General features: G+C 32.6%; 23 protein-coding genes. 5 read left to right on the forward strand and 18 right to left on the reverse strand.

Annotated elements, in window-relative coordinates:
- Window positions 1-77: 77 nt before the first annotated feature.
- From argB to DMB65_RS07755, 9 genes are all read right to left on the reverse strand, one after another.
- The gene (argB, locus tag DMB65_RS07715; RefSeq protein ID WP_110306070.1) at window positions 78-854 is read right to left on the reverse strand and encodes an acetylglutamate kinase; all 777 of its coding nucleotides are present in this window, start codon (window positions 852-854) and stop codon (window positions 78-80) included.
- An 86-nt stretch (window positions 855-940) separates the two neighbouring features.
- Window positions 941-1888: an N-acetylornithine carbamoyltransferase gene (locus DMB65_RS07720; protein WP_110306071.1), complete on the reverse strand. Its 948-nt coding sequence runs from the start codon at window positions 1886-1888 to the stop codon at window positions 941-943.
- Window positions 1889-1965: 77 nt separating this feature from the next.
- Entirely contained in the window at window positions 1966-2727 is a 762-nt protein-coding gene (gene proB / locus DMB65_RS07725; protein WP_110306072.1) for a glutamate 5-kinase, read from the reverse strand.
- Between the two features lie 126 nt (window positions 2728-2853).
- Complete coding sequence (locus tag DMB65_RS07730) at window positions 2854-4050, reverse strand: glutamate-5-semialdehyde dehydrogenase (RefSeq protein ID WP_110306073.1); 1197 nt, start codon at window positions 4048-4050, stop codon at window positions 2854-2856.
- Between the two features lie 97 nt (window positions 4051-4147).
- A complete protein-coding gene (locus DMB65_RS07735) occupies window positions 4148-5287 on the reverse strand; it encodes an aspartate aminotransferase family protein (protein WP_110306074.1) in 1140 nt (379 codons plus the stop codon).
- 78 nt (window positions 5288-5365) lie between these two features.
- Window positions 5366-6343: an N-acetyl-gamma-glutamyl-phosphate reductase gene (gene argC / locus DMB65_RS07740; RefSeq protein ID WP_110306075.1), complete on the reverse strand. Its 978-nt coding sequence runs from the start codon at window positions 6341-6343 to the stop codon at window positions 5366-5368.
- Window positions 6336-7529: an argininosuccinate synthase gene (locus tag DMB65_RS07745; RefSeq protein ID WP_110306076.1), complete on the reverse strand. Its 1194-nt coding sequence runs from the start codon at window positions 7527-7529 to the stop codon at window positions 6336-6338. The genes argC and DMB65_RS07745 overlap by 8 nt, the downstream gene beginning before the upstream one ends.
- A gap of 61 nt (window positions 7530-7590) precedes the next feature.
- Window positions 7591-8229 (reverse strand): GNAT family N-acetyltransferase, encoded by a 639-nt coding sequence (locus tag DMB65_RS07750; protein WP_110306077.1) that lies wholly within the window; start codon window positions 8227-8229, stop codon window positions 7591-7593.
- Window positions 8230-8696: 467 nt separating this feature from the next.
- Window positions 8697-10964: a M1 family metallopeptidase gene (locus DMB65_RS07755; RefSeq protein ID WP_110306078.1), complete on the reverse strand. Its 2268-nt coding sequence runs from the start codon at window positions 10962-10964 to the stop codon at window positions 8697-8699.
- 186 nt (window positions 10965-11150) lie between these two features.
- On the opposite strand from DMB65_RS07755, the gene DMB65_RS07760 reads away from it, so the two are divergent.
- Window positions 11151-12002, forward strand: coding sequence for an aldose 1-epimerase family protein (locus tag DMB65_RS07760; protein ID WP_110306079.1), 852 nt, complete (start codon window positions 11151-11153; stop codon window positions 12000-12002).
- Window positions 12003-12067: 65 nt separating this feature from the next.
- On the opposite strand, the gene DMB65_RS07765 is transcribed toward DMB65_RS07760, so the two are convergent.
- The 5 genes from DMB65_RS07765 to DMB65_RS07785 all read right to left on the reverse strand — a co-directional run bounded on the left by DMB65_RS07765 (window position 12068) and on the right by DMB65_RS07785 (window position 15729).
- Window positions 12068-12910 (reverse strand): DUF2911 domain-containing protein, encoded by an 843-nt coding sequence (locus tag DMB65_RS07765; protein WP_110306080.1) that lies wholly within the window; start codon window positions 12908-12910, stop codon window positions 12068-12070.
- A 71-nt stretch (window positions 12911-12981) separates the two neighbouring features.
- The gene (locus DMB65_RS07770) at window positions 12982-13644 is read right to left on the reverse strand and encodes an HAD family hydrolase (protein ID WP_110306081.1); all 663 of its coding nucleotides are present in this window, start codon (window positions 13642-13644) and stop codon (window positions 12982-12984) included.
- Between the two features lie 72 nt (window positions 13645-13716).
- Window positions 13717-14433: a tRNA threonylcarbamoyladenosine dehydratase gene (locus tag DMB65_RS07775; RefSeq protein ID WP_110306082.1), complete on the reverse strand. Its 717-nt coding sequence runs from the start codon at window positions 14431-14433 to the stop codon at window positions 13717-13719.
- A 43-nt stretch (window positions 14434-14476) separates the two neighbouring features.
- Complete coding sequence (locus DMB65_RS07780) at window positions 14477-15127, reverse strand: TatD family hydrolase (protein ID WP_110306083.1); 651 nt, start codon at window positions 15125-15127, stop codon at window positions 14477-14479.
- A gap of 2 nt (window positions 15128-15129) precedes the next feature.
- Complete coding sequence (locus tag DMB65_RS07785; protein ID WP_110306084.1) at window positions 15130-15729, reverse strand: DUF1684 domain-containing protein; 600 nt, start codon at window positions 15727-15729, stop codon at window positions 15130-15132.
- A gap of 380 nt (window positions 15730-16109) precedes the next feature.
- Here DMB65_RS07785 and DMB65_RS07790 point away from each other — a divergent pair, with 380 nt between their 5' ends.
- The 4 genes from DMB65_RS07790 (at window position 16110) to DMB65_RS07805 (ending at window position 19501) form a co-directional block, all read left to right on the forward strand.
- A complete protein-coding gene (locus tag DMB65_RS07790) occupies window positions 16110-17012 on the forward strand; it encodes a right-handed parallel beta-helix repeat-containing protein (RefSeq protein ID WP_110306085.1) in 903 nt (300 codons plus the stop codon).
- A gap of 159 nt (window positions 17013-17171) precedes the next feature.
- Window positions 17172-17540: a BlaI/MecI/CopY family transcriptional regulator gene (locus tag DMB65_RS07795; protein ID WP_110306086.1), complete on the forward strand. Its 369-nt coding sequence runs from the start codon at window positions 17172-17174 to the stop codon at window positions 17538-17540.
- A 6-nt stretch (window positions 17541-17546) separates the two neighbouring features.
- Complete coding sequence (locus DMB65_RS07800; RefSeq protein ID WP_110306087.1) at window positions 17547-19277, forward strand: M56 family metallopeptidase; 1731 nt, start codon at window positions 17547-17549, stop codon at window positions 19275-19277.
- Window positions 19278-19360: 83 nt separating this feature from the next.
- The gene (locus DMB65_RS07805; RefSeq protein WP_110306088.1) at window positions 19361-19501 is read left to right on the forward strand and encodes an SsrA-binding protein; all 141 of its coding nucleotides are present in this window, start codon (window positions 19361-19363) and stop codon (window positions 19499-19501) included.
- 1 nt (window position 19502) lies between these two features.
- Here the strand turns inward: DMB65_RS07805 and DMB65_RS07810 are convergent, their stop codons facing one another.
- The 4 genes from DMB65_RS07810 to DMB65_RS07825 form a co-directional block, all read right to left on the reverse strand.
- Entirely contained in the window at window positions 19503-20021 is a 519-nt protein-coding gene (locus DMB65_RS07810; RefSeq protein WP_110306089.1) for a DinB family protein, read from the reverse strand.
- 12 nt (window positions 20022-20033) lie between these two features.
- Window positions 20034-22619 carry a phosphoenolpyruvate carboxylase gene (locus tag DMB65_RS07815; RefSeq protein WP_110306090.1) on the reverse strand — a complete coding sequence of 862 codons (2586 nt, stop codon included), beginning with the start codon at window positions 22617-22619 and terminating at the stop codon, window positions 20034-20036.
- Between the two features lie 89 nt (window positions 22620-22708).
- Window positions 22709-23188, reverse strand: a complete 480-nt coding sequence (locus DMB65_RS07820; RefSeq protein ID WP_007805990.1) for an Lrp/AsnC family transcriptional regulator — start codon at window positions 23186-23188, stop codon at window positions 22709-22711.
- Between the two features lie 77 nt (window positions 23189-23265).
- Window positions 23266-24420, reverse strand: a complete 1155-nt coding sequence (locus DMB65_RS07825; protein WP_110306091.1) for a M14 family metallopeptidase — start codon at window positions 24418-24420, stop codon at window positions 23266-23268.
- Between the last annotated feature and the right edge of the window lie 173 nt (window positions 24421-24593).

A 24593-nucleotide genomic window follows, 5' to 3' on the forward strand; every position in this document is an offset into this window, starting at 1 on the left:
GGTACTGAGGCACTAAGGTTCTGATATTCTATGACTGCAAAAGTCTTGGTTTCTTTGAAACTTAGCAACTTTTTGTGCTATAATGTAATAGTTGTATGCAAAACAGTCTGATTCTGAAGCATTTTATGATGCCCTATTTTGATTTTCTGCACGCCACGGGATAAGCTGTTGAAGCAGTTATCCAGTTTTGGAATCATTCCGGAATGGATTACTTTTTCGGATTTCAGTTTGTTATATAATGCTTCGTTGATTTCAGTAATTACAGACGAGTCATCATCTGAATCCTGTAAAACGCCTTGTTTTTCAAAACAATATGTTAGCGTTACATCAAAAACTTCAGATAAAGCGATTGCTAGTTCACTCGCAATAGTATCAGCGTTTGTGTTTAACAACTGACCATTTTTATCGTGAGTAATTGCAGAGAAAACCGGTACAATTCCGGTTTCAAGTAATGTGGCTAATAACTCGGTATTGACTTTTTTTACATCGCCAACAAAACCATAATCAATCGTTGGGTGATTTCTTTTAACAGACTGGATTAAATTTCCGTCTGCTCCTGAAAAACCAATTGCATTATTGTCTTTTGCCTGTAATTGTGCTACAATATGCTTGTTGATCTGACCTGCATAAATCATCACCACAACATCTAGCATTGGAGCATCTGTAATGCGACGACCGTCAATCATCTGAGGAACTAACCCAATACTCTGGGCCATTTTCGTAGCCGATTTTCCACCTCCGTGAACTAGTACTTTATATCCTTCTATTTTAGAAAAATCAGTTAAAAATTGTTCTAACTCAGTAGCATTGTCGATGATGTTTCCACCTATTTTTATTACGGTAACTTTACTCATAATGTATTGACTTCAATATTATAATGTCTTTTTTTTATATAAAAAAGGTTCCCGGTAGCTTAGTAGCTTAGAACCTTTAAAAAAAACTACAATTTCTTCAAAATCTTCTGCAAAACTATTTGTGCTGAATACGTTCTGTTATTTGCCTGTTCAATTACGATTGAATTTTCACCATCAATTACTTCATCACTTACTATTACATTACGACGAACAGGAAGACAGTGCATGAATTTTCCGTTATTGGTTAAAGCCATTTTTTCGGCTGTAACAGTCCAGTTTGGGTCATTGTTCGTCACTTTTCCGTAATCGTTAAAATTGCTCCAGTTTTTTACATAAACAAAATCAGCATTTTCAAAAGCTTTGTTTTGGTCATATTCGATTTTACAATTTTTTGTAATTTCAGGACTCAATTCATACCCCTCAGGATGTGTGATTACAAAATCCATCTCTTTTTGCATTTGCATCATTTCTACAAATGAATTAGCAACTGCCTGTGGCAAAGCTCTGGGATGCGGAGCCCATGAAAGCACTACTTTTGGTTTGTGTTTCGTTTTATGTTCTTCCATTGTGATGGCATCTGCCAAAGACTGCAAAGGATGACGAACAGCACTTTCCATGTTTACAATTGGAACTGTAGCATGTTTTAAAAATCCTGAAATAACAGTTTCTGCATAATCTTTTTCTTTATCAACCAAACCTGCAAAAGCACGGATAGCGATAATATCAGCATATTGAGAAACAACCTCTGCAGCTTCTTTAATATGTTCTGATGCACCTGAATTCATTACAGCACCATCTTCAAATTCTAAAGTCCAGCCTTCGCTGCCAAAGTTCATAACCATAACATTCATTCCTAAATTTATAGCTGCTTTTTGTGTGCTTAGACGGGTTCTCAGACTAGAATTGAAAAACAACATTACCAAAGTTTTGTTCTTTCCGAGTTTTTTGTTCTTAAGCGGATTTTTTTTGATTTTTATTGCGCTTTTTACCCATTTTGATAAAGAGTCAATATCTTTTATTGAAATGTAGTTCATGTCTTTTAATTAATTTAGATAATGTGATAATTAGAAAATTGGATAATTGTGCATTATCTAATTTTCTAATTGACTCATTAGATTATTTTAGTAAATGGAATTTCATCCTTTAGTGCTTTTAAAATAAAGTTATCGTTTAGTCCATTGACTATCCAGGTTTCAATATTGGCTGCTTTTGCAATTCCGGCTGCTTCTATTTTAGACTGCATCCCTCCTGTTCCGTGAGATGATTTTGAATCTCCGATTTCTTTTTCTAAAAGTTTCAAATCGTTTACCAATTTAATAGTTTCAGGAACTTGATTATGAATTGATTCTTTGGTATAAATTCCGTTTGTATTGGTTGCAATTATCAGAATATCAACATTTAATAGCTCTGCAGTCAAAGCAGCTAATTTGTCATTATCTCCAAATTTAATCTCATCTGTCGCAACAGTATCATTTTCATTGATGATCGGAATATAATTATTTTTGACCAATACATTAATCGTATTTACAATATTGTCTTTGGATTGCTGTTTTTCAAAATCAGAATAAGATAGCAAACATTGCGAAATATGCAATCCTAAATCACTAAAATTTTCATGGTAAATCCGCATTAAATGTGGTTGACCAATAGACGCAAGTGCCTGTTTTACAAATACATCTTTATCATTATTATCCAATTTCACAAATTGTTTTGCTGCAGCAATTGCTCCTGAGCTCACAATAATAAATTCATATTGGTCTTGTAAAGCGGCAATCTGCATACCAATATCCTCAATCTTTCCTCTCGAAATATGATTGGTTTCTTTGGTTAAGGTATTGCTGCCTAACTTTAATAATATTCTTTTTTTTGCCATGGTTTTATACCGCAAAGGTTTTTATTTCAAGTCTTTACAAACTCAAGGTTCGTAAAGTAAATCTAAAATCATTAATCGTAATTCTGAATCTGCAATCAACTAAACACTAAAAACTGCCAGGTGTTACTATCGCACCTGTCCATCTCCATAAACGTACCATTTATTCGTTACCAGATGTTGCAAACCAATTGGTCCACGTTGATGCAGTTTATCGGTACTGATTGCTAATTCTCCGCCTAGACCAAATTGTCCGCCATCTGTAAAACGGGTTGAAGCATTATGGTAGACAGAAGATACATCAACATTGTCCATGAATTCCTGTGCCAAAGCTTCATTTTTTGTAATAATTGAAGCTGAGTGGCCTCCGCAATATTTATTGATTTTAGCAATTGCTTCCTGATTTGAATTTATCGTTCCGATTACGATTTTATAATCCAAAAACTCTTCATACCAAATTAAATCACTTTCAATAGTCGCTACTCCGGTTGCTTTAGCGAAAGCATCATCTCCTAAAACAGTCACTTTAAATTTCTCTAATTCTGCCACTAATTGTTTAGCAAATACATCCCAATCTGGCAGATTAGTATCTATTAATACTTTATCCAGAGCATTACAAACCGAGATATTAGACGTTTTTCCGTTAATGATAATCGTCATCGCTTTTTCTAAATCGGCATCAGCATTTACATACACAAAATTATTTCCACGTCCACTAACAATTACAGGGCAAGTAGCATGTTTTTTGGTAAATTCAATTAATTTTTCGCCACCACGGGGTACAATTAAATCGACTCTTTGTGTTGGTTTTTCAAGGAATTCCTGTGTTTGAACCCTGTCGTAATTCAAATATTCAACCCAATCCGTTGAAACACCATTTTTTTCTAAGGCTTGGTGCCAAAGGCTCACAATTTTTTGATTGGATAACAATGACTCTTTTCCGCCTTTTAAAAGGATTTTATTACCCGATTTAAAAGCGATTCCTCCCGCCTCTACAGTTACGTCAGGACGGGATTCATATATGATTAAAATAGTTCCAAAAGCAGCTGTTTTATTACTGATTTTCATTCCGTTTTCATGAGTGAATGTAAAACGAACCTGTCCTACCGGATCTTCCTGAATGGCTAATTGCTGTAGCGAAAGAATCATACCGTTTACTTTAGCATCATCAACCAGCAAACGCTTTTCCATTGCCAGATCTTCACCTGAATAATTCGCAAGATCCTGTTGATTAATACTTTTTAACGCTTCTCTTTCCTGCTCTAACAAAGCCGCCATTGTGGTTAAAACAGCATTCCTTTTTTCGATTGGAAGTATTGTATTCATAATTTATAGTTGGTTGTTTTTCTGGTTGAATCAAAACTCAAATTTATATTCTAAATCCGATAGCTTTTAAAAACTATCGGGTTTTATATGATCCGAATTAGTTTTTTAATTCTTCTAAACTTTCTTTCAAAGCAACAACAAAAGTGTCGATATCCGCTTTTTTAACCGTTAGCGGCGGTAAAATTCTCAATAGATTTTTGTTGTTCGCACTTCCTGTAAAAATATGTTTTTCGATAATTAATTTCTTTCTTAAAGCTGCGACATCAAAATCAAATTCAACTCCAAGCATTAATCCTTTTCCTTTTACTTGCTTGATGCCTTTCACCTCTTTTATTTTTTCTAAGAAATATTGGTAAACTTCATTTACATTTTTCTGTAGATCAAGTTTTTCTATTACGTCTAAAACTGCAATTCCTGCTGCACAAGACAAATGGCTACCTCCAAAAGTAGTCCCTAATAATCCGAAACTGGCTTCGAATTTTGGGGAAATTAGAATTCCACCAACAGGAAAACCGTTGCCCATTCCTTTTGCTACCGAAATAATGTCAGGGTTGATTCCGTGGTGTTGAAAAGCGAAGAATTTTCCACTTCTTCCGTATCCTGATTGTACTTCGTCTAAAATTAAAACTACATCGTGTTTTTTACATGCTTTTTCTAAGGCCTGAAAAAACTCAGTTGTTCCCTGATCTAAACCTCCAACTCCCTGAATTCCTTCGATAATTACTGAAGAAACATCACCCTTTGCAAGCTCTGCCTCCACTAATTCGATTTGGTTTAAAGGCAAGAAAGTGACTTCCTGCTGTGCATTTATTGGCGCAACAATCTTTTTGTTATCAGTAACAGCAACGGCTGCAGAAGTTCTTCCGTGGAAAGAATTATGAAAAGCTACCACTCTTGATTTTCCGTTATGAAAAGAAGCTAACTTTAAAGCATTTTCGTTGGCTTCAGCTCCGGAACTGCATAAAAACAATTCGTAATCTTCTAATCCGGAAAGCTTTCCTAATTTTTGTGCCAATTCAACCTGCAAAGGATTCTGAATTGCATTCGAATAAAATCCCAAATGATCTAATTGATTTTTTAGTTTTTCAACATAATCAGGCTGTGTATGGCCAATCGAAATTACACCATGTCCGCTATATAAGTCTAAATATTCTACTCCTTTGTCGTCAATAATTGTACAATCTACTGCTTTTACTGGAGTTATGTCGTATAATGGGTAAACGTTGAATAAGTTCATGTGTTTTTTGTTTATTTTGTTTCAGGTTTCAGGTTTCAGGTTAACTTGGAACATGAAACTTTAAACTTGAAACTATTATTAAAATCCGCTTGGTTTCAAATGTAAACCTGTGGTTTCTTCTAATCCGAACATCAAATTCATGTTTTGAATCGCCTGTCCTGAAGCACCTTTGGTTAAGTTATCTATAATTGATGTTATGAGAACCCGGTTTCCTTTTTTCAATAAACTAACGATACATTTGTTCGTTTGAACCACCTGTTTCATGTTGATGTTTGTAGTTGTAACGGTTACGAAAGGCTCATCTTTATAGAAATCTTCGTATTTGGCAACTAATTGCTCTAAACTATCATCACATAATGTATATAACGTGGCGAAAATTCCTCTTGGAAAGTCTCCCCTGTTTGGAATGAAAAGCAATTCACTGTCAAAATCATCCTGCAATTGGACCAGACTTTCTGAAATCTCACCTAAATGCTGGTGTTCAAAAGCTTTGTAATGAGAAAAATTATTGTTTCTCCAACTGAAATGAGAAGTTTCTGAAAGACTTACTCCTGCTCCTGTACTTCCGGTTGTAGCATTTATATGAACATCATTATTTAGTAAATTATGTTTCGCCAAAGGCAACAATGCCAACTGTATGGCTGTTGCAAAACAGCCTGGATTTGCTATATAATCTGCTTTTTTGATTTCAGTCTTATTGATTTCAGGCAATCCATAAATGAAATCTTTTCCTTCGAAAGATGCACCTTTATTCAATCTGAAATCATTTCCTAAATCGATAATTTTTGTATGACTTGCAAATTGGTTTTGTTTCAAAAATGAAATCGATTTTCCGTGACCCAAACACAAGAAAACAACATTTACCTCTGGATTAATTTTATCCGTAAAGTTCATTTCAATATCGCCCATCAAATCGTGGTGCGCTACATAAAGTGGTTTTCCGGCGTTTGTTGTACTATAAACAAAATCGATGTTTACATTAGGATGATACATTAATATTCTGATGAGTTCTCCGGCTGTGTAGCCCGACCCACCAATAATTCCTATATTAATCATGATCTAAATGATTTACAGATGAAAATATGTTTTGTGCATTTCCTAAAATCTTAATAAATCCTTTTGCATCTTCAGATGTCCAGGCATTGTTCATTTCGCCATACTGACCAAAACCAGTATTCATCAAATCATTTTTAGATTCTATTCCGTCAAGTGAAAAGTGATATGGTTTTAAAGAAACGGTTACTGTTCCATTTACTGTCTTTTGAGTATCCTGCAGGAAAGTTTCGATGTTACGCATTACAGGATCCAAAAACTGACCCTCGTGAAATAACATTCCGTACCAGTTTCCTAATTGCTCTTTCCAGTATTGCTGCCATTTTCCAAGCGTATGTTTCTCTAATAAATGGTGAGCTTTGATTATAATTAAAGGTGCAGCTGCTTCAAAACCAACTCTCCCTTTAATTCCGATAATGGTATCACCAACATGAATATCCCTGCCAATTGCATAAGCATTTGCCAACTTTTCAAGTTTAACAATATTTTTTTCAGGAACATCTTTTTTTCCATTTAATGCCACTAATTCACCTTGTTCAAAATGCAAAGTGACTTTTTCTTCTCCTTCTTTTTGTAATTGTGAAGGATAAGCTTCCCCAGGTAATGGCTGGCTTGAAGTTAAAGTTTCTTTACCCCCAACACTAGTTCCCCATAGTCCTTTATTAATAGAATATTGTGCTTTTTCCCAAGAATAATGAACACCATTTTGAGCCAGATAATCTACTTCTTCCTGTCTTGAAAGTTTTAAATCTCTAATTGGAGTGATGATTTCAATTTCCGGTGCTATAGTCTGGAAAATCAAATCAAAACGAATCTGGTCGTTACCTGCACCTGTACTTCCATGAGCAATAGCGCTTGCTCCCACTTTTTTAGCATATTTTATAGCCTCGATTGCCTGAAAAACACGCTCGGCACTTACAGATAATGGATAGGTATTGTTTTTTAATACATTTCCAAAAATCAGATATTTTATAGCTTTGTCATAATATTTGTCTACAATTGTCAGGTTGGCATGTTGCGCACTTCCTAATTCGTAGGCTCTTTTTTCAATTGCTGTTAATTCTTCTTCAGAAAATCCGCCTGTATCTACAAGAACAGTATGAACTTCATATCCTTTTTCATTTTTTAAATATTTCAAACAATACGAGGTATCTAATCCTCCGCTATAAGCTAATACTACTTTTTTCATTTTTTATAATTTAGGCTAATACTTCCGTATGTAGCAGTTTGATATTTCTTTTTAATAATCGTTAGGTAAATAAAACAGACAATAATTTATTTAAAAATAAGGCCTGTTTAATTTTTTTCAGTCTGCTTAAAACAACTTCGTTAAAAGGATGTCTTGGCGGATCTTTAGGTTTATCTTTAGGATCATATAACATTCCCGTACACAAACACATCTTATTTTCTTTGCTTTGCAGAATTTGAAAATTAGTGCACGTTTTACATCCTGCCCAAAAACTTGGATCTGTCGTAAGTTCAGAAAAAGGAACTGGTTTATAACCTAAATCTGAATTGATTTTCATTACAGCTAATCCAGTGGTGATACCAAATATTTTTGCGTCAGGGTATTTTTTTAAAGAATATTCAAAAACTTTTGATTTGATCTTTTTAGCCAAACCTAGGTTTCTGTAATCAGGATGTACAATTAGACCCGAATGCGCAACGAATTTTCCATGCTGCCAGCTTTCGATATAACAAAAGCCAGCAAATTTCCCATCTGCAAGAGCTATCATCGCATCACCATTTGACATTTTTTTCTGAATATATTCAGGAGTTCTTTTAGCAATCCCCGTACCTCTTAACAAGGCCGATGATTCTATCGTATCACAGATTTCCTGTGCGAATTTGAAGTGTTCTTCCTGAGTTACAACAATAGAGATCTTCATTTCAATAATTGAAGTTTAGCGTTAAATATTAAAACGTATTGTTTGATTTGAAATCCAAAAGACAGGCAAATAAAACCATAAGCCATTGAAGCAATATTCCCGAAATCAAAAAACTGATTAAGGAACTTTTTTAAAAAATAAATGCTTTTGGTATATGTTTGTCCGGTAGACAACTTATGTGATTTCAAAATAAAAAATGAATATAAATAAATATGCGGCGAAAAACTCTTTGAATACTAAATAGATAGCATCCGTACTTCGGGAGAAGTACCAGGTGAGATTGTCCGTGACAAAGAAGTTATATGTAAACTTATTTTATTCATTGGTGCAAAAGTACATTATTTTTTTATTCTGAAAACCAATTTTCAAAATTCTAACATTTTTTTAATGTAGTGTTATTTTTATATAACAAAAAAAGCCCGATAGATTTATAAACCTATCGGGCTAAATTACTTATAAAATTTATTTTATTTTTTAGTGAATGGTATTACTTGTCCGTTTCCTAAAACTGTCATATCAAAAGCTGTTTTAGCTTCGTTGAACTTGAATTTCAAACCTGCTCTGTTTGATGCAAAAGTATCTTTTTCACCTTCAACAGGCTCTACTGAAAATTTTGGAAAGTTTGTAATTTCAACGTTCAAAACACTGTTTTTTTCTGTTAATTCAATTTTTAAAGGAGCCGTTTTTGTTGAATAAATTCCTAAATAGCCATCAAGAATAATATCTTTCTCCACTTTTCCGTTTCCTGCTGACCATATGTTATTGCTTTCGTTATTATCCGGAAAAACATGATCGGGATCTAATGTTATGCTTTCTATTTCTTCTGTAGAATTATGTTTGAAAGACCAGGCATTGTTACGCTGCCAGATTTCTACAGGCAAATTAACTCTAGTCTTTTTTCCGCCTTTCGTTTTTACATCCAGAACAACTGGCATTGGCATTTTGTTAAAATTTTCAACATTAATAATGACTCCTTTCGCTGGGTCATTTTTTACGTATTTTATTGAATTAATTCCCTGATCAAATCGCCAGTTATTTACGTACCAGCTTCTCCAAAACCAGCTTAAATCTTCACCTGCAACATTTTCCATTGATCTAAAGAAATCATCTGGCTGCGGATGTTTGTATGCCCAACGCTGAATATAAGTCCTGAAAGCTGTATCAAAGCGTTCTTTTCCTAAAATCTGCTCTCTTAAAATAATTAGACCTGAACTTGGCTTAAAATAACACAACATACCAATATTAACTTCTTTCATATTATCCGGAGAACTCATAATGGTTTCTAAATCCGGTCTTGTAAAAGGTTCCGCCATTTCATGCAGATCGGTAGCCTCTTCTTTGTACTCTCCATTGTTAAATGCATTTGTACTTAATGAATTAATAAAAGTATTAAAACCTTCATCCATCCATGCAAACAATCTTTCGTTTGAACCTACAATCATTGGAAACCAGATATGACCAAATTCATGATCTGTAACCCCCCATAAATCTTTACCTTTTGATTCCCAACCACAAAATACAATGCCGGGATATTCCATTCCTCCTTCATTTCCTGCTACATTTGTAGCTGCCGGATAAGGATATTCAAACCATTGTTTAGAATAATGTTCGATTGAAGCCTTAACATATTCAGTAGAGCGGCCATAAGCATCTTTTCCAGCACTTTCAACAGGATAGGCAGATAGAGCCAAAGCTTTTCTTCCACTTGGTAAGTTTATTTTTGCTCCGTCTAAAATAAAAGCAGGAGATGAACCCCACGAAAAATCACGTGCATTTTTAATTTGATAATGCCATGTTTTTTCAGTAGTTACATTTGCATTTGCAGTAGCTGAAACTTCTTCTGCAGAACGAATCATTACGGTTTTGTCACTTTGTCCGGCTTCTTTATAACGCTTGAATTGTTCGGCTGAAAATACTTCTGCGCCATTGAGTAATTCTCCCGAGCCTACCACATAATGGTTTGCGGGTACCGTAAGTTTTACATCAAAATTACCATACTCCAGATAAAACTCAGAGGCTCCTAAATAAGGTGCTGTATTCCATCCTCTTACATCATCATACACACACATGCGGGGATACCACTGTGCAATCGTAAAAATTTTGCCATTTTTGGTTTCCAAAACTCCCATTCTGTCAGATCCTTCAAAAGGAGCAATAAATGAAAAATCAATTTTTATTTTTACTGAACCCCCTTTTGATGCCAACTCCTCAGGTAGAAAAATTTGCATTCTGGTATCAGTAAGACTATATTTTGCTTCAGTTTGTGTTTTTTTCTTATCTCCTGATAGTACCTTTACAGATTTTATTTTAAATCCTCCATCAAAAATCTGTCCCTGAGCCCCATTACGGCTTCCTGTTAAAGGTACAACCGCATTTCCTCTTGAATCATTTTTGAATAAATTCTGATCTAAATTTAGCCATAAAAATGATAATTGATCTGGACTGTTATTAGTATAGGTAATTTCGTCTGTACCAATAATCTCGTTTATAGTAGCATTTAATTTTGCCGTGATCTGATAATCTGCTCTGTTTTGCCAGTACTCAATACCTGGCTGCCCACTAGCTGAACGGGTTGGTGTACCGTTCTTTGTGTAAAAATGCGGCGCGAACGCATCATGATAATTATATCTATTAACCGGATTTTCTGTCGCTGTTGGTGCCTGTTGTGACCAAACCGAAGAAATTCCTACAAACAAAGCCAATGTCAATAAGGCTTTAAAGGACTGCTTTTTCATATTTTATACCTGTTTATGTAGCAAATTAATGAAAAAAAAAGCTATTTACAGAGAAAAACCAAAACTTATATTTGATTTTAGCAAAATATTATCAAAAAAATAATTTAAACACTTTTCGTAAGAAAATAAAACTATAAAATTATATTTACAATAAATAATACATTAATCTTTTAAAAAAATAGTATTTTGAACACAACAATATCAAATTCAAAACTTAAAGCATCAATAAAACATCTAGGAGCTGAATTGTTTTCACTGTCAGATAATCAAAATAAGGAATATATGTGGAATGGTGATCCAAATTATTGGCCAAAACACTCTCCAGTACTTTTTCCGATTGTGGGAAGTTTAAAAAATGAAACTTATAGATTTAATGAAAAAGATTATCACTTATCAAGACATGGTTTTGCACGTGATTTGGAATTTCTATTGATTGAAAAAACAGAATCTTCAGCTACTTTTTCTTTATCTAACAATGAAGAAACACTTCTAAAATATCCTTTTAAATTTGAGTTACAGATTATGTATAAACTCGAAGAAACTAAATTAATTATCACTTATCAAGTAATTAATAAAGGAGCAATACATCTTCCTTTTTCTATAGGTGCTCATCCAGCCTTTGCGCTACCAAAAGATTTTTCAGAATATAGTATTGAGTTTGAAAAAGAAGAAAAATTAGACTTTTTCCTTCTTGAAGATGGTTTAATTTCCGATAAAACCGAAACTTTAGCAGCTTCAAAAAAAGTTGTACCGCTAAATTACCAATTATTTGAAAACGATGCCTTAGTTTTTAAAACTCTTGAATCAAATTCGTTAACGATACTGGAAAACTCAAAACCTTACATTAAAGTTGATTATAAAGATTTTCCAAATTTAGGTATCTGGACCAAAGAGAATGCTCCTTTTATATGCATTGAACCTTGGTTTGGTTATTCTGACACGCTTCAAAAGTATGGTGATTTGTTTAAAAAAGAAGGAATAGTTATTCTCGAAGCAAATCAAACTTTCAATGCTTCATTTGATATAGAGACCTTTTAAGTAACCAATAAAAAACCCATTTTGTATCATCAAAATGGGTTTTTATTATCAAATCAAAATACAGCTTACCTACTCCATTCTGAAATACTATCTTTATTCATTTTTACATAGTCCTGATTATTTGCAGCTTCGGCAGCAGCCAAAGAAATTTTAGCCGTTTCAATAGCACCTGTCTTATCTCCTTGTTTTGCCTGAATCAATGATTTCAATCTTGATAAATAATAAGGCTTATCTGTACTCAATTCCAAAGCTTTATCAATATATTCCCTTGCACTTATCATATTTCCGTTTGACTGAAATAAATACTGCGATGCGGCATAATAATCATTCCATGTTGGACCAGCTAAAGTTTTTTGAATGCTTGCTGTAGCTATTTTTGCAGTAGGGACTTCGAATTTCAAAGCTACATGGGAGTTTTCCCAAGCCATTTCTAAATAACCAGAATTTTGATCCAGAGTATTAATGCCAATAGTAAAAGTTTCAACAGGAGTTGGCAATGCATCTTCTTTAACCGTTGTTCTTAAAGCTACGTATGCATCGCTCCAGTTTTCAGGTAGTCCCCAATTATCTGTAGAAAGATAAAAGATTACTTCCCAGCTTTCTATCCTTGGAATCGTATAAATGGAATATTTACCTTTCCTTAATGTTTTACCGTCAATGACAACGTCATCCCCAAAATTGATTATCGTATTTTCATTAGCTCCGGTTCTCCATAATTTCCCAAATGGAACCAGGTTTCCAAAAACTGCCCTACCTCTGGCTCCTGGCCTTGAATAGGTAACTTCAACATCCGTTAATCCAACGGTTTGTTTAATATACCCTTTTGGACTTGCCTGGGGTGTTTTTATTTGCGCTTCTCCAAAAAGAGGTGTCAAAATAATGACTAATGCAATAAGTAGTTTTTTCATTTTTATAAATCTGTTTGTTTTTTTTCAAAATTACGAATTCAAAAAAAGAGAATAGTTAAATTTTACTTAATTCAAATACTTAATTCTGATATTTTTAAAGCATTTAACTCATCAAAATGATTAATTATTAAATTTGCTTCTGATAAATCCTGACCTTCGGAATTTTCACTTCTGTACCCAATACAAAATATCCCTGCACCTTTAGCCGCTTTTACACCATTTGTACTGTCTTCAATAATGATACAATTTTCTTTTGGAGCAATTGATAATGATGCAGCATGCACGAAAATTGCCGGATTTGGCTTCGATTGTGGGAAATCTTCACCACTCACAACTGCAGAAAAATACTGATGTAGATTAAATCGGTTAAAAACACGGTCAATAGTTACTTTTGAAGCAGATGAAGCCAGAATCAACTGTATTCCGTTAGCGTACAGATCCTTGATTAAATCCTCAACTCCTTCTAATAAATACAAATCTTCTTTAGTATCAAAAGCATCATTAAAGATACTTCTTTTCCTTTGAATTAAATCCTCCACACCATGTTCTATAGTTGGAAAAAAACCTTTTAAAGTCTGAAATGTATTTCGGGTTGAAAATCCGGTGAATGAAGTGTACATTTCTTCGGTGACTTCAATATTTAACTCTGAAAATTGTTTGTAATAAGCATAACGATGAACGGGTTCTGTGTCGACAATTACGCCGTCCATATCAAAAATTACTGTTTTAATCATTTTTTTAGTTCAAAAGGTTCTGAAAATCTAAGTTTTGTTGATTAGAGGAAGCTAAAATCTTAAGCATTTAATTTATTCTTTTTTAATCAGGTGCCGAATTACGGTCTCAGCAGCATGAAGACCAAACAATCCGGGCATATAACTATTAGTACCGTAAAAAGATTTTTTAAAATTTTTACCATCGGTTAATTTCAGGCTTTTCTCATCTTGTATTTCAGAAGAAAAAACAACTTTTAACTTGTTAATTTTTGCAACTTTTAATCGCTTTCGGATTGCTTTAGAAAAGTAACAATTAATTGTTTTGGAAATATCTGAAACTTTAACTTTAGAAGCTAACATTTTTCCACCTGCTCCCATACTGCTTATGATTTTTACTCTTTTGCGTTTTGCGGCAATAATCAAATTTAGTTTTGGTGTAATACTGTCTATGCAATCCAAAACATAATCAAATTCAGGGGAAACGATTTCAAAAGCACGATCCGGAGATAGAAATTCCTGCACACGGGTTAATTTTAGCTCAGGATTAATATCCATCAGGCGGTCTCCCACAATTTTAATTTTTGGCTCACCTACAGTCGAATGCAAAGCAGGCAATTGTCTGTTTATATTGGTAATATCTACAACATCACCATCAACAATTGTCATATTCCCTACTCCAGCCCTTGCCAAAAATTCGGCTGCAAAAGATCCTACTCCACCTAGACCTACAACTAAAACATTTGCATTTTGCAGGTTATTTAATCCTTCTTTTGTAAATAAAAGCTCGGCTCTTTCTGTCCACTCTGCCATATATTTCTTTTGTTATTTTAATTTGTTTAATTTCTATTTCAGATTATTGATTCTGAAACACATTTTTATAGTTGTTTGAAATTACAGATTGTAATTGCTCATTTTTTAATTCTTTATATTTTGAAGCTACTTCATAAACCTGTTGAATACTTTCTTCAATTGTGTCTGTTTCCAAAAAGAAACGATCATTTGGTAAGTTTTGAAAAACCGTTTTCAAATCTGGATTTCGTAATAAATATTTTCCAAACGAAACATAAAAACCTTCCTTAATTAGCTGATTAGCAATTTGATGATTCTTTGAAAACCCGTGTATAATTAGAGGAACAGCAATTTTTGTTTTTTTCTTACTTGCAATTACTTCCTGAAAAGCCGCTACACAATGTATTACTACTGGTTTTTTATATTTTTCGGCCAAAGCAAGCTGTTTTTCAAAAACCAAAATTTGCAGATCAAACGGAATTTCAATTCGTTTATCCAAACCGCATTCACCAATAGCCAGACAATTATGTTCTTTTAATTTTTCTTCAATGATTTTTAAATCAGCATCAATTCTGCTTTCAACAATATACCATGGATGAATCCCAATTGAATAAAACGGAACTGAACCATCAAAATCTTGCGGATATTGATTAACCAATTCTAAAACATCCGGATTATTGGTAAAGTGATGTGTATGAAGATTAAAAAAAAACATATTTAATGATATTTTTTTACACCAGCATTTACGGCAATATTTAAATCATTTTCCAATGGAACAATTGGGCAAGAGTACTTGTGATTATAAGCACAATAAGGATTGTAAGATTGATTAAAGTCGATTGCAATCGTATTCCCTTTGGGAATTTCCAAGTCAATATATCTCCCTCCAATGTAACTTTCTTTGCCACACGTTAAATCCGAAAAGGGTAAAAACAAATGATTTTTATACGCATCAGTTTTAGAAAGCTCAACATCCTGATACACATTCAAATTTAATGCTATACCGTCTATTGAAAAATAAACAGTTCCGAATTTGATGTATTTAGGCTTTCTGTTTGTAGAAGTTTTCATTTCAAATGCTTTTTCGTTTTTTGATTTAACAAACTTTGCATTTACAAAATACGCACCGTTTATAGGATAAAATTCTAACGACTTAAAAATTCGCAAATCTTCTTCCTTTAACGGACTTGTCTTAACATCAGCATATTCTGCATTAATCTTTTTTTGGAAATTTTCAGCATCTAAACGATTGAATTTCTTTTGGCAAAAACCAACAGTAGAAATTAATAACACAACAAAAATAAAGATTTTCTTCATCATTAAAATTTTGGGCAAAATTAACCAAAAACAATAAATTAATTGTTCAGTTTTACTTTTTATTGATCTTTATCTGTTTTTAAGCATTAAAATAGATTTTCAAATAATCTTCACTGAATAAATTCTGACTTCTTACATAAAAAATCAGTTAAAAAAAACAAAAAAACAGTTAATTAATTGAACTTATTCAATTTTTTAATCAATTATTTTTTGCAATAATCAATTAAAATACATTTTTTTTAAATTAAATTCATTTTGTAACATTTTTTTTATATAAATTTGCGTAATCGATTACATACTGAAAATCAGTATTTTAATTCTAAGCGCTTGGAATTAAAAACAAAGAACTTTATTAACCAATAATCAACCATTAAATTATTATGAAAACAAATTTTAAATTACTTGTTTTATGTTCAATTCTTTCTTTTACTGCTTGTGATAACAGTGATACACCAATAACAGAAAGTGAAACCGCTATTGATAATCAAGAAACTACACCACAGAATAGTGGTCTAACTTCTAAAAATAGTACTGTAACAACAGAAGCTGCATTGAGATCAGCCGTTTCATCTGCGGTTGCGGGAGATGTTATCACAATTAGCGGTACAATAAACCTTACTCAAACTTTAGAACTGGCAAAAAGCGGAACTTCAAGTTCAAAAATAAGTTTAACAGGAGGTGTTTTAAATTGTTCAGGCCAGCCATCAGGGAGCTGGGGTGTAAAAGTAAACGGAAGTTACTGGAACATTACAAATATGACAATTAAAAATGCAAAAGACTGTGGCATAGTATTTCAAAGTGGCGGCTACAATTACGTTTACAATGTAAGCACTCTAGCTAACGGCGATTCAGGTCTGCAAATCTACAACGGAGGACATGATAACTATGTACTTTCATGCAAATCAAACGATAATTATGATACTGCAAATGGAGGTGAAAATGCGGATGGTTTTGCCTGCAAATTATCTGCCGGAAAAAACAATGTATTTGAAAAATGTACCGCTAATCACAATTCTGATGACGGATGGGATCTTTACGGACAGCCATACACAGTTACAATAAAGGGCTGCACCGCCAGCAACAACGGCTTTGGATCGAATGGTGACGGAAACGGATTCAAATTAGGAAGTGCCGGACAAAATGTTGCACATACCGTGACTAATAATACAGCCACAAATAATCTTGCCTGGGGTTATGACGGAAATGGCAATACCGGACACATTACAATTACCGGCAGCGGAGGCTCAGGAAACAAAAAAGGATTATTTACTCGTCTCTACTAATCTTTTTACAAAAAAAATCAAGGCTGTCATTAAATTGGCAGCCTTTTTTTATTTACAATCTGTTTTTTACACTAGTAAAACTACAAAATAAGTTAAATAACTACTTTTATAGTTGTGTAACTAAAAAAATAGTTTTAGATTTGACAAAAATTAAAACAGATGCAAAAGTTAACCAATAAAGAAGAAGAAATCATGCATATTTTATGGAAGCTAAAAAAAGCTTTTGTAAAAGAAGTTCTGGCAGAAATTACTGAAGACCAGCCTCATTACAATACACTTTCAACTATTGTTCGTAATCTGGAAGAAAAAGGATATGTAAGCCATAATGCATTCGGAAACACACATCAATACTTTCCTATTGTAAGTATAGAAGATTACCGAAAAGGTTTCATGAATACAGCAATCGATAATTATTTCAATAGTTCTTATAAAAGCATGGTTTCGTTTTTTGCCAGGGAAGAAAAAATTTCAGCAGCAGAATTACGCGAAATCTTAGCTATGATTGAAAATCCAAAAGAAGAAAAATAATCATTTATGGAAGCCATCTTCATTTATATCGCAAAATCATCCGGGTTAATAATATTGTTTTATTGTGCTTATTATTTTTTATTGGGTAAGGAAACATTTTTTAATAGTAACAGATGGTTTCTACTTTCAGGATTAGTGACTTCAGTAGTTATGCCCTTTTTTGTTTACACCAAAATCATTTGGATTGATCCTGTTACTGTACCAAATTTGAAATATTCACAAAGTTTTATACCGCAAACTATTCCACAAGAATCATTTGAAATAAATTGGAATTATATACTTATTTCGATTTACTGTATTGGATTTATTGCTCTTTTAATAAAATTTGCTGCTGATTTTTACAGCCTAAATTCAGTTCTGAAAGGAAAAAAAATACAACAACAAGCTGATTTCAAATTCGTTGATATATCTGAAAATATTGCTCCGTTTTCTTATTTTGATTACATCGTATACAACTCATCAATGTATACAACTGCAGAATTAGAGAATATTATTGAGCATGAAAAAGTACACAGTGACCAAAATCATACTGTTGATGTATTGATTTCCAGATTTTTTTGTGTGTTGTTTTGGTTTAACCCTATTATATGGCTGTACAAAAAAGCGATTTTACAAAATCTTGAGTTCATTGCAGATAAAGAAGCTGCCAAAAAAATATCCAACAAAAAAGCGTATCAGTACACGCTTTTAAAAATAACAACACACGAAAATTGTGTTGCAATCACCAATCATTTTTATCAATCATTAATCAAAAAACGAATCGTCATGTTAAACAAAAATCAATCAAAAAAGAGAAATTATTGGAAGTATTATGCTATACTTCCGGCACTTGTAGCATTTATCCTTTTATTTCAGATAAAAACTATTGCACAAGAAAAAAATGAAACCAAAAAAGTTTCAGAAAGAAATCAGTCAGTAGATGTTTATAAAATTAAAAATACCACAACGGATGCCGAATTAAAAGAAATAACAAAAAAACTGAAGGAAATTCACCATGTTGATATTGAAATTTCTGAAGTAAAAAGGAACTCAAATAATCAATTGACCGCTATTAAGGTTGATATTGAAAAAGGTACTGGTCAAGATCAAACCATTCAGATTGAAGGTAATGAGCCCATTAAAAGCTGTGGAATTGTTATTGCAACAGAAAATGGATCTAGGAAAATTAATTTAGTTACCGATGGCGGAATAGATAAACCAATGGTCATTGGAAACCGGATTGTTGAAGTAAGTGAAACAAGTAGTCCTGACAAAATAAGTACAATTTCAACAATAACACTACCTGTCCCTCCTACTCCGCCTGCGTTTCCAACTGGACCAATGCCACAAGCTCCAGCAGCAGATATGTCAAAAATGCCTAAACCTCCTGTTCCTCCTGCAAATCCAAAGGACAAAGTAGCTATGAGCAAATTTGAAAAAGAAATGGCTGAATTTGAGAGAAAAATGGAATCTTTTGAACCAGATATGTCCGCTTATGAAAAACAAATTGAAGAGATCATGTCTAAACGTGAGGCTATTTTCGAAAAAGAAATGGAAAAATACGAAATAGCCATGGAAAAATTCAATGTTGCTATGGAGAAATTCACTGAAGAGATTCAGGAGAAATATGGCAAAAACTCTGAAGAGTATGAAATAAATATGAAGCAATATGAAAAAGACATGAAGGCTTATGAAAAAAACATGAAACTTCAGGAAAAAGAAATGAAAAAATTAGAGAAAGAAAATAAACGATCTTAAAATTATTTTGAAACCTAATAACACAAAAAAGACTTTGCTTAACTGCAAAGTCTTTTTTATATCTTTGAAAAAATTAACTCGTTATGTATAAAATTTTAGCCAAAATAAACAAAATCCTTTTACCAAGCTTTACAAAACAAGGTCTAGATATTGCTAAAGCCAAAAAATGGCAGATGGCTATTATCGGTTATCGCGCATATGTCACAAAACGAGCCTTAGATTAATTTACAAATATCTTTCTGAAATCACTCTCAAGTGATGGTTTTGATGTCCTGTGATGATAAATCCAATTGCTCTTACAGAAATAACTGTATTCGAAGCTACACCTAAAAACAAAAGTTGATCTTCATTGAGACTTTCAAAAAAACTGACAGTTGCCTTTCTGATATTTTCATATTCAGACAATAAACTTTCTATCGAACGTGAATTAGCAAATGCGAAAGGGACATAATCATTTTCTTCAAAACCTGGCAAAGGTGTTTTGTCACCTCTGCTAATCCTCAAGGCACGATATACAAAAATTCTTTCTGTATCAATCATGTGCAGTACAATATCTTTAATCGTCCATTTTCCATTTGCATAACGATATTCTAATTTTTCAGTTGGTATATTTTTAACAAAATTAACCAGCTGAGGCAAACCATCTTTTAAGCCATCTAATAATTCTTTACCATTATCTGAGGCTTTTATATAAGTTGCATTAAAAACAGAATATTCGTTTGTTGATAAATCGGAAGCTATCATAATAAATATTTTTTATGCAGAGTTTCTGCTTGCATTTGTATTACCAAACAAAGATCGGGTTACGATTTTCTCATATACTTTAATCAAATCCTGATCTACTGTTACTTCTTTATTCAGTTCATTAATTCTCAACAAAGCATATTGTTGTATTGTTAACAATGGCAAAACAATACGCTCTCTAATTTGAATTGATGCTTTACCATCAGGATAATTTTCCATCAGTGTTTTGTGACCTGCAATTTTAAGCAAAAGACGTTCAGTTTCTAAAAATTCGTCATAGATAATCTGCCAGAATTCACCAAATTCAGGATCTTTTCTCATGTAAGCTGTTAATGGTAAAAATGATTTTGCCAGAGACATCATACTGTTCTCTAAAAGAGTTTTAAAGAATAATGAGTTATGATACAGATCGCTTACTTTGTCCCATTGATTCGTTTCTTCAAAATGTTTTAAAGCAGAACCTACTCCAAAAAATCCAGGTACATTTTGTTTCAGTTGACTCCAGGAACCCACGAAAGGAATTGCCCTTAAATCAGCAAAATCCAACTGCTCCGATTTACTTCTTTTTGATGGACGGCTTCCAATATTTGTTTTAGAATAGTATTTTAACGTACTCATTTTCTCTAAATAGGGTATGAATTTAGGATGATTTTTAAAACTTAAATATTTATCATAACCTAAATTTGCCAATTGAGTCAAAATAGCAGTTTCTTCAGGGCTAAGTTCATTTTTTTCTTTACTAAAAACCTGATTAGTTACTCCGGCACTTAGTAAATTTTCAATATTATAACGACAAGAATCTAAAGTTCCAAAGTTAGAACTAATAGTTTGCCCCTGAACAGTAATTTGAATTTCGTTGTTTTCAATTTTTGGCCCTAGAGACGCATAGAATTTATGAGTTTTTCCACCACCACGTGCAGGAGGTCCTCCACGCCCATCAAAGAAAATAGCTTTTATACCATATTTTCTTGAAATTTGCGTAAGCTCAATTTTTGCCTGATAAATACTCCAGTTTGCCATTAAATAACCTCCATCTTTTGTACCATCTGAGAAACCAAGCATAATAGTCTGCTTATTGTCTCGAGATTTTAAATGTGCAGCATATTCAGGATTCGTATATAGTTGTTCCATTATTTCATGTGCATTTTGTAAATCATCTACTGATTCAAAAAGCGGAATAATATCAACCGTTGGATTTTCCCAATTATTTAAACGAATCATGGCGAAAGTTTCCATTACGTTCAATGCACTCTCGTTATTACTAATAATATAACGATTGGCGCCAAATTCACCATTATTTTCCTGAATCGTCTTGATAGCCTGAACAGACTCCAAAGTTAGTTTTGTAATTTCATTATCAAAATCAGCCGGATTTAAGTCACCTTTAACTTTAGATAAAACAACTAATTTTTCATCCTCAGATAAGTCAAAGTAATTATCCGGAAATATTTTTGAGTCTGAATTTAAATAATAATTTACGACATCATGAAAAACAGCATTGTGAATTTTACTATTTTGACGAATATCCAGAGTAGCAAAATGAAATCCAAACAAATTAATTTTAACCAATAATGCTTCTAATTCATCCAGATATAAAGACTGGTGCTTTTCTATAATTATGGTTCTGATTTTATTTAACTGAGTCAACAACTCTTCTAAGGTAATATAGATTTCACCTTTAGAATAAAAAACAGACCGGTAAAGCTTATATTCAAGTTCAGCTACTAAAGTATCTACCCCTGAGAAAGTTAACTTCCTTTTTAAATTTCTCATTTCAACATAATAACATTTTAAAATTGAAGTACGCAAACGTTCTGCAACTTTCAATGTTATATCAGTTGTCACAAATGGATTCCCGTCACGATCCCCTCCTGGCCAGAAACCAAGTTTGATTAATTGATTTTGGATTGCTTCTCCTTCAAGGATATTCTTTTGTAAATAATGAACTATTTCCCCTGCAGTTTCATAGAATACATTTTCAAGATACCAAATCAGACTAACTGCTTCATCATAAGGATTTGGCTTTTCATTCTGTATAAAAGGTGTTTTTCCTAATTGTGCTAATAACTGCTTGATTCTCAATAAATCGTTTTGCCTGATAGCCTCCGTTAAATCATTTATAATTCCTAAAACCGGTCCAGGATAAAACTGTGTCGGATGCGCTGTTAATACAGTTCTAACGTTGAAATTTTCAAGAAAATCAATTAATTTATCATCTTTTTCTTTTGCATCTGATTTTTCTTTAATATCACGAAGAGAGCCTCGTCCTTCCATATTATTAACCACAGGAAAAGCAGCATCTTCGATAGCATCAAATAATACAATTTGGCGTTCTATATACTGAATAAACCGAAACATCAAATCTATTTTCTCTGTTTCTGAAGCATTATTTAAAAATTTACTTGAGAAAAAGTCGAAAATTTCTTTAGGAGTTTCCTGTTTTTTAAACCCTGTTTCACAGGTTTCTGTAAACAAAGGAAGCAACACTCCTGTATTATCAATAGAATCGAAAGGTAATGTTATAAAAACACTATTATAAATATGGTATTTAGAAAGAACATCCTGATTAAAACGTTCTATTTTTGGCAACGTGTACATAATCCTTTATAGTTGTTGGTTATTTAGTCATAAAAAAACCCCAAGAAAACTTGAGGTTATATTTTATCAATATAGCATTCAAGAAAATATTACATATTTTTAAAAATAGTATGCATCAAACGCTTCTTATCGTTAATACTTTCTTCTAATGAAATCATTGTTTCAGTTCTGTAAACTCCTTCAATATCATCAATCATAAAGATGACCTCTTTAGCATGCTTAGTATCTTTAGCTCTAATTTTACAGAAAATATTAAACTTTCCTGTCGTTACAGAAGCTACTGTTACGAATGGAATTTGGTTAATTCGCTCTAATACAAATTTTGTCTGTGATGTATTATTAAGAAACACCCCAACATAAGCAATAAATGAATACCCTAATTTATCGTAATCTAAGGCTAACGAAGATCCCATGATTATCCCTGCATCTTCCATTTTTTTTACTCTAACATGTACCGTTCCGGCAGAAATCAACAATTTTTTTGCAATGTCAGTAAACGGAACTCTCGTATTATCTATTAACATATCTAAAATCTGGTGATCTACTTCATCTAAACGAAATTTACTCATAATTCTTTAATTAATATTACTAATGTGTATTACAAAGTATAAAAATATATATAAAAAACAACAAATTCACATAAAATTTAACTTTTTATCAATCCATTAACAAACTTAACGTTTTTATCTAAATAAAAGCTTGCTTTTTGATCAGTTTTCGGAAAATTGGTAAAATCATCTGAGTATGCGGCGCCTTTTGCATCGTAAACATAATGTCCAAAGTAATTTTCTAATTCCCCTACTTCAACTATATAAGCATTAAATTGAATCTTGTTGTCAATCAATTCCTCTTTGTATTGAGCGACAAAATTCGTAATAATTTCGATACCATCATAATTTATTTTGATATTTTTATACATAAAATCATAAAAAACCACTTTATTTTGTGAAATATTCAAATAATCAGCAATCCTATTATTAACTATATCGTTTTCGAAAAGCGCTTTAAAACTGGTAACGAGCGAAAAGAATACATATTTTCTAGTGACTTCCCTGTTGTAATCGTTCTGAAAATGCCCAGCTTCAAATAAAACTGTAGGAACTCCTAAATACTGAAAAGTATCACCTATACAATTAATATTAAATGAATCATCGAAGCGTCCTACCTGTCCAGGTATATATTCCTGCAATCTGTCATTAATTGCAGCAATTAGATTAATTGCCTTCAATCTGTTTTCATTAATTTCTCTTTGCTCATTATACGAGGGTGCCAAAAACGATACTGTAGCCGGCTTACCTGTTTCCCCCGCTCCAAAAATAGTACGCTGATCATGCAAGTTAAAACAAAAATGCGGTTTAAAAGCTTCGAAAACTTCACGCAAAACCTTACTTTCTGGCTGAGTTAAATCTTGTGAATCCCTGTTTAAATCGATTTTATTTGCATTTGCACGGGTATATAACGCAGCCCCGTCAGGATTTAGTATTGGTATACAATAGAAAGTAAAAGCTGAAAGCATTTTATCCGCAAACTCAGAACCGCTATTCAAAACATTAATAAAGTCAAACAATGCTTTCGTTGTTGTACTTTCGTTTCCGTGCATTTGTGACCACAAATAAATTCGCATTTCACCTGAACCAATTTCATAACTATATATAGGTTTTCCTAAAACAGACCTTCCAATAATCTTAACCTGATTATTGGAATTTATTTTATTCAATAACGGCTCAATGTGTTCCAGGGTCAGGTATCGTCCCTCAATAGATTTTTCTTTGTTTTGATTAAATAATTCTTCTAAATTCATTGTCTTTTTAATTAGTTTACAAAAGTAAACATCTTTACTTTTACAATTGTAAATCATTTTATTCAACAAAAATTCAACATTGTAAACAGTTTTTTCATGTTTCCCAGTCGTATTTTAGAAAAAAAGCAATAAAAATAATATCTTACAAGAATAACATTTATATTTTTAAATAT

This window comes from Flavobacterium cheongpyeongense (assembly GCF_003202435.1).
GTDB lineage: Bacteria > Bacteroidota > Bacteroidia > Flavobacteriales > Flavobacteriaceae > Flavobacterium > Flavobacterium cheongpyeongense.

Bases quoted from the DNA above. Each gene is read 5' to 3' on its own strand.
- DMB65_RS07775 (WP_110306082.1), bottom strand. From the start codon at position 14,433: ATGGCAGAGTGGACAGAAAGAGCCGAGCTTTTATTTACAAAAGAAGGA.
- DMB65_RS07800 (WP_110306087.1), top strand. From the start codon at position 17,547: ATGGAAGCCATCTTCATTTATATCGCAAAATCATCCGGGTTAATAATA.
- DMB65_RS07795 (WP_110306086.1), top strand. From the start codon at position 17,172: ATGCAAAAGTTAACCAATAAAGAAGAAGAAATCATGCATATTTTATGG.
- DMB65_RS07820 (WP_007805990.1), bottom strand. From the start codon at position 23,188: ATGAGTAAATTTCGTTTAGATGAAGTAGATCACCAGATTTTAGATATG.
- DMB65_RS07785 (WP_110306084.1), bottom strand. From the start codon at position 15,729: ATGAAGAAAATCTTTATTTTTGTTGTGTTATTAATTTCTACTGTTGGT.
- DMB65_RS07750 (WP_110306077.1), bottom strand. From the start codon at position 8,229: ATGAAGATCTCTATTGTTGTAACTCAGGAAGAACACTTCAAATTCGCA.
- argB (WP_110306070.1), bottom strand. From the start codon at position 854: ATGAGTAAAGTTACCGTAATAAAAATAGGTGGAAACATCATCGACAAT.
- DMB65_RS07810 (WP_110306089.1), bottom strand. From the start codon at position 20,021: ATGATAGCTTCCGATTTATCAACAAACGAATATTCTGTTTTTAATGCA.
- DMB65_RS07780 (WP_110306083.1), bottom strand. From the start codon at position 15,127: ATGTTTTTTTTTAATCTTCATACACATCACTTTACCAATAATCCGGAT.
- DMB65_RS07735 (WP_110306074.1), bottom strand. From the start codon at position 5,287: ATGAACTTATTCAACGTTTACCCATTATACGACATAACTCCAGTAAAA.
- DMB65_RS07755 (WP_110306078.1), bottom strand. From the start codon at position 10,964: ATGAAAAAGCAGTCCTTTAAAGCCTTATTGACATTGGCTTTGTTTGTA.
- proB (WP_110306072.1), bottom strand. From the start codon at position 2,727: ATGGCAAAAAAAAGAATATTATTAAAGTTAGGCAGCAATACCTTAACC.
- DMB65_RS07815 (WP_110306090.1), bottom strand. From the start codon at position 22,619: ATGTACACGTTGCCAAAAATAGAACGTTTTAATCAGGATGTTCTTTCT.
- DMB65_RS07730 (WP_110306073.1), bottom strand. From the start codon at position 4,050: ATGAATACAATACTTCCAATCGAAAAAAGGAATGCTGTTTTAACCACA.
- DMB65_RS07805 (WP_110306088.1), top strand. From the start codon at position 19,361: ATGTATAAAATTTTAGCCAAAATAAACAAAATCCTTTTACCAAGCTTT.
- DMB65_RS07770 (WP_110306081.1), bottom strand. From the start codon at position 13,644: ATGATTAAAACAGTAATTTTTGATATGGACGGCGTAATTGTCGACACA.
- DMB65_RS07825 (WP_110306091.1), bottom strand. From the start codon at position 24,420: ATGAATTTAGAAGAATTATTTAATCAAAACAAAGAAAAATCTATTGAG.
- DMB65_RS07765 (WP_110306080.1), bottom strand. From the start codon at position 12,910: ATGAAAAAACTACTTATTGCATTAGTCATTATTTTGACACCTCTTTTT.
- argC (WP_110306075.1), bottom strand. From the start codon at position 6,343: ATGATTAATATAGGAATTATTGGTGGGTCGGGCTACACAGCCGGAGAA.
- DMB65_RS07745 (WP_110306076.1), bottom strand. From the start codon at position 7,529: ATGAAAAAAGTAGTATTAGCTTATAGCGGAGGATTAGATACCTCGTAT.
- DMB65_RS07790 (WP_110306085.1), top strand. From the start codon at position 16,110: ATGAAAACAAATTTTAAATTACTTGTTTTATGTTCAATTCTTTCTTTT.
- DMB65_RS07720 (WP_110306071.1), bottom strand. From the start codon at position 1,888: ATGAACTACATTTCAATAAAAGATATTGACTCTTTATCAAAATGGGTA.